Annotated in this window: 6 protein-coding genes and 2 pseudogenes; 7 read left to right on the top strand and 1 reads right to left on the bottom strand. The window is 67.7% G+C overall.

Annotation, left to right across the window (positions count from 1 at the left end; all coding sequences use genetic code 11):
- Positions 1-778: 778 nt before the first annotated feature.
- From ACZ4SA_RS22675 to ACZ4SA_RS22660, 4 genes and pseudogenes are all read left to right on the top strand, one after another.
- Positions 779-1,021 (top strand): annotated as a pseudogene (locus ACZ4SA_RS22675) (transposase domain-containing protein); the annotation flags it as partial.
- 64 nt (positions 1,022-1,085) lie between these two features.
- Positions 1,086-1,703, top strand: a complete 618-nt coding sequence (locus ACZ4SA_RS22670) for a transposase (protein ID WP_468277348.1) — start codon at positions 1,086-1,088, stop codon at positions 1,701-1,703.
- Between the two features lie 620 nt (positions 1,704-2,323).
- On the top strand, positions 2,324-2,545 hold the full coding sequence (locus ACZ4SA_RS22665) for a reverse transcriptase N-terminal domain-containing protein (RefSeq protein WP_468277345.1): 222 nt from the start codon (positions 2,324-2,326) through the stop codon (positions 2,543-2,545).
- A gap of 103 nt (positions 2,546-2,648) precedes the next feature.
- A complete protein-coding gene (locus ACZ4SA_RS22660) occupies positions 2,649-3,308 on the top strand; it encodes a hypothetical protein (protein ID WP_468277343.1) in 660 nt (219 codons plus the stop codon).
- Here the strand turns inward: ACZ4SA_RS22660 and ACZ4SA_RS22655 are convergent.
- Positions 3,279-3,977, bottom strand: a complete 699-nt coding sequence (locus ACZ4SA_RS22655) for a helix-turn-helix transcriptional regulator (protein ID WP_468277340.1) — start codon at positions 3,975-3,977, stop codon at positions 3,279-3,281. The two genes, ACZ4SA_RS22660 and ACZ4SA_RS22655, sit on opposite strands and share 30 nt — an antisense overlap.
- Before the next feature lie 90 nt (positions 3,978-4,067).
- Between ACZ4SA_RS22655 and ACZ4SA_RS22650 the strand changes: the two genes are divergently transcribed.
- The 3 genes and pseudogenes from ACZ4SA_RS22650 to ACZ4SA_RS22640 all read left to right on the top strand — a co-directional run.
- Positions 4,068-4,505: a hypothetical protein gene (locus ACZ4SA_RS22650; RefSeq protein ID WP_468277337.1), complete on the top strand. Its 438-nt coding sequence runs from the start codon at positions 4,068-4,070 to the stop codon at positions 4,503-4,505.
- Between the two features lie 229 nt (positions 4,506-4,734).
- Positions 4,735-5,850, top strand: a complete 1,116-nt coding sequence (gene tal / locus ACZ4SA_RS22645; RefSeq protein WP_468277335.1) for a transaldolase — start codon at positions 4,735-4,737, stop codon at positions 5,848-5,850.
- A 58-nt stretch (positions 5,851-5,908) separates the two neighbouring features.
- Positions 5,909-6,277 (top strand): annotated as a pseudogene (locus ACZ4SA_RS22640) (oxidoreductase C-terminal domain-containing protein); the annotation flags it as partial.
- Positions 6,278-6,658 lie beyond the last annotated feature (381 nt).

The following is a 6,658-nucleotide window of genomic DNA, read 5'->3' as shown; positions in this document are numbered from 1 at the left end:
GACCGACGACCCCGGACACCCGGCGACCCCACGGCCACCGGGCGTCCAGTACTGCCCACACCGACCCTGACCTGCTGCTATTTACGCGTCAGAGGCGTATGTGGCGGGACACCATAGTTCTTGGCGCGGGAGTGCGCGCACCCACCATGGGGACGCTCCCGAAGCTCCTCCGAAGCCCTCGACCAAGCCGCGAAGGAGGCTGTCCGAGTTGCGCTATTCGGGCATGATTTGGAGGCGCCGTGCTGACTCCCGTGCTGACTTGGCGCTGACTGCGCTGCGTTGAACTCCGGCATCTGCGGCACATCGGATGTCGATGCCGCGACGACGCCGGGCCGGTGCGGCGGCTGCTGCTGGTTCTGATGATCAGTCCCTTTGTGGAGGCAGCGGTGGTGAGGTAGCGCATCGACCGGCAAGGCCCGTGCTCGCTTGGGAAGTCGTCCAGAGGCAGGCGGCGAGTTTTTCGACGGTCACCTTCCTGGTGTGCCTCGCGCGTTGATAGCGGTGATCGTCTGCTTTCCGTCGTGAGGCATCTCAATCTGTTGCCGATGACCCACCACGTGGAGTGTGTCGCCATCCTCGAACCGGCCGCAAAGGGCTCTTGACCTGCGGTTTTGTGCGTGCGCATTATGTGTGATGTGGGCGTTACAGGCGATATCTTGACGCTGAAATGACGCTCGTGACACTCGTTCTGATGGAGTGTCAGGTGGATCGGGCTGCCTAAACTGCCTCGTCAGCGCAGGTGCGGGACGCTTAGAAGCCGTTGTCCCATCGATCTTGAGTGCGATGTGATCGAAAGTGGCTGCCGGGGCGGGTGAACCTGGTTGTGACGGTGCATGAGGACAGGGCCTCTGCAATAGCCCTCCGGACGTCCGCCCCGGCCCTCCAACCGGCGCTGTTCCAGCAGGACTCCTACGACGACGTCGCGGAGAACATGGTCGGGGCCCTGGGCGAGATGGACCGGTCGGTCCCGAACAAGTCGTCGTTCACCGGGGCCCGGCAGCAGCTGGGGGCCGCACCATTGGAAGGAGTGTTCAGTCGCCGGGGCGATCGCGCCGCCCACATTCGAGGCCGCGTTCTGGCGCGGGATGAGAGTCGCCGCGGTCGACGGCTTCTTGCTGGACGTGCCGGAGAACGACACGACACGTACCGCTTTTGGCTGGCAGGTAGACAGTGCCGGTCGGCCCGTCGGGTTCCCGCAGGCCAGGGTGGTGACGCTGACCGAGACCGGTACGCACGCGACGATCGACGCACGGATAGGCAGCTACAAGGGCGGTGGCGGCGAGCCCGCGCTTGCGACAGCGATGGCCGGTAGTGCCGCCGGCATGCTGGTGATCATGGACCGGGCCTTCCCCGGCCTCGCTCTGTGGAAGGCATATACGCAGGCCGGAGCGCACTTACTGATCAGAGCCCGCACCTTCGTCGCCGCGAAGCCCATGGAGGTCTTGCCTGACGGGACCTACCTGACCCGGATGAACCTCGCCGGGCAGCGGCGCTCCCATCCGGGCGGGGTGACAGTGAGGGTGATCGACTACCAGGTCGACGGCGGCGAGACGGTCAGGCTGCTGACCGACCTGCTCGATCCCGGGGCCTGGCCCGCCGAGGAGCTGGCAGCCCTGTATCACGAGCGCTGGGGTGCGACACGAAGTCGCACGAGATTGAGTGAATTACCTGATCGGAGGATCGACTTGATGTCGACAGCGTAGTTCCGGGCCAGTGCTCAAGGCCCGTCCCCACTTCGACATGCGTCGCCGGTAACGGCGGAGTGTGGAGCTCGAAGGAGAAGCCCAAGGGCCCCCGTTCCATCCGGGGGCCACAGGCAAGGGGAAGACCGGACGGGTGAACGTGAGTGAACCCCTGATGATGCTTCGTGATCGTGGGCTCCGCCGATGGGTTGATCCAGCGGGGTGCAGGACTGGCCGCTGAGAAGCGGCAGGCGCCGGCTGAGGACCCAACATCAGCCGGGAGAGCATCGCCGTCCCGGAGTTTAGGGGGCACCCACCCCGGTCGTATCTCACTCGTGTGGAACGTGGAAACCCCGCTGGGGTCCGGACGCGGAAGCGTCCGGTCAGCCGACCGTAAGGAAGGCCCAGCTCCCCAGCGGGCACAGGATGACCCAAGAAGCCAACGCCGGTCGCCGAAAGGCAGCGGGAAACCGGGGCAGATGGCCAGCGCCTCCGCTGGCCGCCCCGCATAACCGGCCGGATACGGGCTCTGCCCGGACCCGAAAGGGTGCTGACGTGGGTCAGGTGGGCCTGTGGAGACCTGATGACCATCAGCGCTGGAACCGAAGGGCAAGTTGGACACCGTGGTGACGACATCTCCCGTGACGGACACCGTCCAGGACGGCAGTGCCATCACGGCGAACGGACCTGAGGACGACTTCACCGACTGGCAGTCGATCGACTGGCAGGGCGTGGAGGACGAAGTACGGCGGCTGAGGCAGCGGATCTTCACGGCATCACAGGCAGCCAGCCATTCTGGCTGCCCGTGGGCCTTCAGGGCCTGCTTGAGCCGGATGCGGTTAACGCCGCCCGTCCGGTTCTGAGGGGGGTGCGGCGCAGCAATGCGCCGCACCTACCCGACAGGTCGAATCCGCCTTCCGGCAGATCAAGACCTTTCAGCGGGGAGCGGCCGAGGTGCTGGGGTCGGTGTCGCCGGAACTGGTGCGCCAGGAGATCTGGGCCCACCTGACACTCCATCACTGTCTGAACCGGATCATCATGCGGCTGGCCGACGGCGAGGGCATGGACCCCGACCGGATCTCGTTCGTCAACGTCCTCAAGCACACACGTCGCAGCGTCGTCCTCCAGGCAGGCCGGTCTACCCGCAGTCTGCGGCAGTTCATGAAGCGGATGGCCGCGAAAGTCGTGCGCAAGCTCGACAACGGTCTCCGGCGGCTGCGCGAGGCGGACCGCGCCTACGCCGAACTGTTCAGCCCCCGCCCCTTCGACCTGACGACCTTCCCCAACGACGAGGGCTACGACGAGCTGGTGCTGGCACGCGATACGCCCGGGGGTGTCGTTCAGTCTCTCGGTGTCGGTGTCGATGCCGAGCGCTTTGAGGAAGTGGGCGGCGGCGCGTTCGGCTTCGTCCAGGTCGATGCCGCGGGTGTCGTGGACGACGCGGAGCGGGGTGATGGACGGCCTCACGCTCTGCGGGGCGGGTATGGCGGCGATGCTGGTGGAGAGGTCGGCCGCTGCCGTGGCCGGTGTGGCGAAGTCCATGACGTTCTCCTCGTGGGTGGGGAGGGTCTTGCGGGCGGCCGGTTGCGGCAGTTCTCAGGGGCGCCGTGTGCTCGCGGGCGGTGACGAAGCCGGCCGGAGGCGGACGCAGCAGTGGCCGGGGCTGGGCTCCAGGCACGCCTGGATGCTGGTCTCGTCGAGCCCTTCCAGCACGCCGCGGAGCAGGTGGAGGTTCATGCCGCACACGGTCTGGGTGTGGTCGCGTGCGAGGGCGTGGAAGGGGCAGTTGCCCAGGACGATGGCGTCGCCGTCGTAGCGGGGTTCGAACCCGTTGCCTTCCAGTAGATCGAAGACGTCCGTCCGCTTCTGCGCGGCGAGCTGTGCGCCCAGCTCGTGGGCCTTTCGGTGCAGGATCGCCCGCACCGGTTCACCGGTGGCCTCGGATTCCTCCAGGGCCTGGGCGAGGAGCCGTCCGGCCAGTTCGTAGTGCCGCTCGGGCAGGCTGACGGTCACCTCCGTGCTGGACCGCTTGTAGAGCTTGGCGGGCCGGCCTGCTCCGGGACCGGTGCGGCCGCTGCGCCGCTCGTAGACGACATCGAGCAGTGATTCCTCCGCCAGGCGGTCCAGGTGGAAGGCCGCGGTCTTCCGGGCAAGGCCCAGGGCCTCGGCTGCCTCGTCGCGACTGACCGGTCCCGGCTGGCGCACGACGTGGTTGTACAGCCTCCTCCGGGTCGGCTCATCCAAGGCGGCGACGGCGGAGACGTCGGGGCGGGGTGCTTCCTTCGGGTGGTCCATGACCCCAGTGTAAAACCCAAATCCATTGACTAAAGAAGGTTTGCGCGCTTCTATTGTCAGTGAGAGTTGCCGATAGAAGGAAGGGGTGTCATGTCGTCCGTAACCACATCCATCAAGTCCGCCACCTCCCGGCGGGCCGCGCTTGCCGACCCCGGCTACCAGGCGTTCGTCATCCTGCGCACCGGGTTCACCGTGGCGCCGATCCTGTTCGGGCTGGACAAGTTCGCCAACCTGCTCGTGGACTGGCCCACCTACCTCGCGCCCTGGATCAACGACATCGTCCCGGGCAGCGCCCAGGCGGCCATGTACGCCGTGGGCGTCATCGAGATCGTCGCGGGCCTCGCCGTCGCCCTCGCCCCCCGCTTCGGTGGCTGGCTGGTCGCCGGATGGCTCGCTGGCATCATCGTCAACCTGCTGACCATCCCCGGGCACTACGACGTCGCGCTGCGTGACTTCGGGCTCCTGCTCGGCGCGGTCGCGCTTGCCCGGCTCGCCCAGCGCTACCACGGCAAGCAGCCGTCCCACTGACTGGCAGGCAGCAGCCGCAGAAGGTGACAAGGCGGGTGGGAGCTTCCATCGGCTCACCCGCACGGCCTGCCGGGGCGGCCGCGACAGCCGCAAACGAACTACGGATCTGCCCGGCACGAGTCGCCGGCGTGGTCGCCGGGCTCCTGGGCCTGGAGGAGTTCCATGCCCAGCGTGAACCTGCCGGGCAGGAAGCGGACACCGCACGAAGCCAGGTGCAAGGGAGAAGGTCATGAGTGAGAACCTGGACCGGCTGGCCGCAGAAGGTGTAGCGATCTGGCTGGATGATCTGAGCCGGGACCGGCTCGCCCGCGGCCAGCTGGCCGACTTGGGGGCTGAACGGCGGGTGGTGGGCATTACCAGCAACCCGACGATCTTTGCCAAGGCGATCCGCTCGGGTGCCCGCTACGACCAGCAGGTCGCTGATCTTGCCCGGCGCGGGGTGCGGGTCGAGGAAGCCGTCAGGCTGCTGACCGCGTTCGACGTGCGCTGGGCCTGCGACGTGCTGCGCCCGGTGTACGAGGCCAGTGACGGGGTGGACGGACAGGTATCGCTCGAGGTGGACCCGCTCGTCGCCCACGACACGGCGGCAACAGTCGCCGAGGCCCGAGCCCTGTGGTGGCTGGTGGACCGGCCGAACCTGATGGTGAAGATCCCCGCCACGCAGCCGAGCCTGGAGGCCATCAGCACGGCGCTCGCCGAAGGCATCAGCATCAACGTGACACTGATCTTCTCCCTGGACCGCTACGACCAGGTGCTCGACGCCTTCCTCAACGGCATGGGCAGGGCGCACGCGGCAGGACATGACCTGGCGTCCATCGCGTCGGTTGCGTCCTTCTTCCTCAGCCGGGTGGACACCGAGGTCGACAGCCGAGTAGACAGGATCGGCACCCCTGAAGCACGGGAGCTGCGCGGCCAGGCCGCCATCGCCAACGCACGCCTCGCGTACCAGCGCTTCGAGCGGGCCAGCGCCTCGGACCGATGGAGGGCACTGGCGGCGGCCGGGATGCGCCCGCAACGCCCGCTGTGGGCCTCCACCGGGGTGAAGGACCCCGCCTACCGCGACACCCGGTACGTCGACGAACTGGTGGCGCCCGGCGTGGTCAACACCATGCCGGAACAGACCCTGCGCGCGGTCGCGGAACACGGCCGCATCCAGGGCGACACCATCCACGGCACCTACGCGGCATCCCAGCAGGTACTCGATGACCTGGAAGCTGTCGGAGTGGCCTATGACGACGTGGTGCGTGTGCTGGAGGACGAGGGCATAGCCAAGTTCACGGCCTCCGGCAACGAGCTGTTCGAGCAACTGAATACCGAACTGCACACCAAGCACGCCGCAGACTGACGCAGCCGGGCGCTGGCCGGACGATCCCAGGTGCGGCACCGGCCTGCGACCGCCGGACGGCAAGCACATCCGCGTCGAGCACTGGGCCAACGCCCTCAACCAACCCCAGGCCGCGGCCAAGGCAATGCTGGGACAGGACGCCGCGTACGAACGCCTGCCGTACTTCTTCACCGACCAGTACGACCTGGGCATGGAGTACACCGGCTACGTCGAACCCGGCGGCTACGACCAGGTCGTCTTCCGCGGCCGGACCGACACCCGCGAGTTCATCGCCTTCTGGCCCGCCGAGGGCCGGGTACTGGCCGGCATGAACGTCAACGTCTGGGACGTCAGCGAGTCGATTCAGCAGCTCGTCCGAACGGGGATCCGGATCGACGCAACGAGGCTCAGCGACCTGGATGTGTCACTCGACGCGGTCGCCAGGTAACGTGCTGTCGGAGTGTTGGTCCTCAGCGCGGCAGGCCCATTCTCCGAAGGGCAGACCGGAACCGAGCCTTGCCGCTGGACATCACGCAGCTTTGCTCGAGGTCAGCCGGTGAACGTGTCGTGCCAGCTGGCCCGCGGGGCCGAGCGGCAATCCACCGCCGAGGACGGATGAGTCTGCCGGCGCCCCGGCCCAAGGCCGGGTGGGGGCCCAGCTCCCGTCCCGCCTTTCCGCCTGGGCACTGATCCGGGTGCGGCCATCAGCGCCGCAGGCCGCCCCCGCTCTGCCGAGGGCTCACCACACGCCCGCCTGTGCTGTGAGGCTCCAGCCCCGCGCCATGGGGGTGCGGACCAGGCCGGTGAGCAGCCCGCAGGGGATGGTGGT

The sequence above is a fragment of the Streptomyces sp. NPDC027962 genome (genome assembly GCF_055566095.1).
Note: the sequence above shows the minus strand (reverse complement) of the source record. Positions and strands in the feature narration are given on the sequence as shown.

What these genes read in the sequence shown, in the direction of transcription:
- tal (WP_468277335.1), top strand. Translation starts at nt 4,735, where the DNA reads ATGAGTGAGAACCTGGACCGGCTGGCCGCAGAAGGTGTAGCGATCTGG.
- ACZ4SA_RS22650 (WP_468277337.1), top strand. Translation starts at nt 4,068, where the DNA reads ATGTCGTCCGTAACCACATCCATCAAGTCCGCCACCTCCCGGCGGGCC.
- ACZ4SA_RS22655 (WP_468277340.1), bottom strand. Translation starts at nt 3,977, where the DNA reads ATGGACCACCCGAAGGAAGCACCCCGCCCCGACGTCTCCGCCGTCGCC.
- ACZ4SA_RS22670 (WP_468277348.1), top strand. Translation starts at nt 1,086, where the DNA reads ATGAGAGTCGCCGCGGTCGACGGCTTCTTGCTGGACGTGCCGGAGAAC.